The sequence below is a fragment of the Pseudomonas sp. PA-6-3C genome (assembly GCF_021605825.1).
In the GTDB taxonomy this organism is placed as follows: Bacteria; Pseudomonadota; Gammaproteobacteria; order Pseudomonadales; family Pseudomonadaceae; genus Aquipseudomonas; species Aquipseudomonas edaphica.
In genome coordinates this window covers 1-1,962 of sequence record NZ_WKDV01000096.1, presented here as the reverse complement: position 1 = coordinate 1,962, position 1,962 = coordinate 1, and the positions used below count along the sequence as shown (strand labels likewise).

The following is a 1,962-nucleotide window of genomic DNA, read 5'->3' as shown; positions in this document are numbered from 1 at the left end:
TGGGGGGGCCCAAAGCCCCCCGCGGCGTTTGCGTTTTGCCCCGCGGAAACCCCCGCCGATGCCGACAGATTTTCCCCACCCCGCGCCGCGGGTGGGGGACCCGCCTGTGCCTGTACCGCCGCCACCGCCTGTGGTCGAGCCACCACCGCCGGTAGTCGATGAGTTGGCCGCCAAACCAGCGCCGCCCAAACCTGTTCCAAAACCCAAGCCGAAGCCGGTGCCAAAACCTGAACCCAAACCTGTGCCAAAAGCGGTCGAGCAACCGCCTGTGCCACCGAAGCCTGCGCCTCCAGCGCCAGCAGCGGCACCTTCACCTGCGCCGGTGACACCTGCTTCGGCCAACGCCGCGTACTTGAAGAAACCGGCGCCGGAGTACCCGTCACTGGCCCAGCGCCGTGGTTGGGAAGGCACCGTGCTGTTGCGCGTGCATGTGTTGGCCAGCGGTAAGCCGGGTGAGGTCCAGGTCCAGAAAAGCAGCGGTCGCCAGCAACTCGACGACGCCGCATTGACCGCCGTGAAGCGTTGGAGCTTCGTGCCGGCCAAGCAGGGCGATGTGGCCCAGGACGGCTGGGTCAGCGTCCCGATCGATTTCAAGATTCACTAACGATTCGGCAGCGGTGTGTTGGACACGCCGCCACCTGCACAGAGGGAAAACATCATGGCATTAGCATCTCCACTTGAATCCATCGAAAGCGCGGTAATCTGGCTGCTGGTGGTCTTTTCGGTCGCCACCTGGGGCCTGGCGTTGTTGAAGGGCGTGCAGTTCGGGCGCCTCAAAGCGCAGGATCGCAAGTTTCACAAACAGTTCTGGGCGGCGTCGAGTCTCGATTCCGCCGCTGAGCTGACCGAGACCCAGCCCGGCGCCGCAGCCCGTGTAGCCCAGGCCGGTTATGCCGCGATCCAGGTCGGCGATGCCCCGCACGCAGCAGACTTGAGCCAGGCCATCAATCACCAGGACCGCCTTGAACGTGCCCTGCGCCAGCAGATCGTGCGTGAGCGCCGCTCTCTGGAAACCGGCCTGGCCGTGGTCGCCAGTATTGGCAGCACCTCGCCGTTTATCGGCCTGTTCGGCACCGTGTGGGGCATCATGGAAGCCCTCAAAGGCATCAGCGCTGCCGGCTCGGCCAGCCTGGAAACCGTCGCAGGTCCAATTGGTGCGGCATTGGTCGCCACCGGTGTGGGTATCGCGGTCGCAGTGCCGGCGGTACTGGTCTACAACTACTTCCTGCGTCGCCTCAAGCTCACGGCAGCGGACCTGGATGACTTCGCCCACGACTTCTACAGCCTGGCGCAGAAGAATTCCTTCCGCGTGCTGCTGCACCCTACGCTGACCAAAAGCGCGGCAGGCACCGCGCAAAAAGTGAAGGAGGCGTCCTGAAATGGCCTTCTCCACGCAAGACAGTGATGAGGTGCTGAGCGAGATCAACGTCACGCCGCTGGTGGACGTGATGCTGGTGCTGCTGGTGGTGTTTATCGTCACCGCGCCGTTATTGACCAATTCGATCCCGATCAACCTGCCCAAGACCCAGGCCGTAGCCCCGGTGGAGCAGAAAGACCCGCTGGTGGTAAGCATCGACGGCGCCGGCAAATTGTTTATCAACAAGGACGAAATCCAGTCCGACCTGCTCGAGTTCAACCTGCAGGCGGCCAAGGCCAAGGACCCGGAGGTGCGGGTGCAGCTGCAGGCCGATGATGGTGTGAATTACGGCGAAGTGGCGCGAGCCATGGCGTCTATCGAGCGCGCAGGCATCACCAAGCTGTCGGTGATTACTGCACGTTAAGTTTCAAAAGCCTCGACAATTTTTTGGCCGTCTCCTTGGCAGGGTGCGGCCTTTTTTTTGCCTGGTATTTACCTGATTTCCACTGTGCAACCCGGTCCATGTGGGAGCTGGCTTGCCTGCGATAGCGGTCTCTCAGTTACAGATGTATCGACTGACCCACCGCTATCGCAGGCAAGCCAGC

The 1,962-nt window shown here is 62.5% G+C and carries 3 protein-coding genes; all 3 read left to right on the top strand.

Annotated elements, in window-relative coordinates; translation table 11 throughout:
- Window positions 1–604 (top strand): energy transducer TonB (locus GIW48_RS29620; RefSeq protein ID WP_236490700.1); only part of this gene is annotated, 604 nt, incomplete at its 5' end.
- 51 nt (window positions 605–655) lie between these two features.
- Entirely contained in the window at window positions 656–1,378 is a 723-nt protein-coding gene (locus GIW48_RS29615) for a MotA/TolQ/ExbB proton channel family protein (protein WP_085985974.1), read from the top strand.
- Window position 1,379: 1 nt separating this feature from the next.
- Window positions 1,380–1,781: an ExbD/TolR family protein gene (locus GIW48_RS29610; RefSeq protein ID WP_236461084.1), complete on the top strand. Its 402-nt coding sequence runs from the start codon at window positions 1,380–1,382 to the stop codon at window positions 1,779–1,781.
- The last annotated feature ends 181 nt before the right edge of the window (window positions 1,782–1,962 follow it).

Coding starts and splice junctions, on each gene's coding strand:
- GIW48_RS29610 (WP_236461084.1), top strand. CDS start 1,380: ATGGCCTTCTCCACGCAAGACAGTGATGAGGTGCTGAGCGAGATCAAC.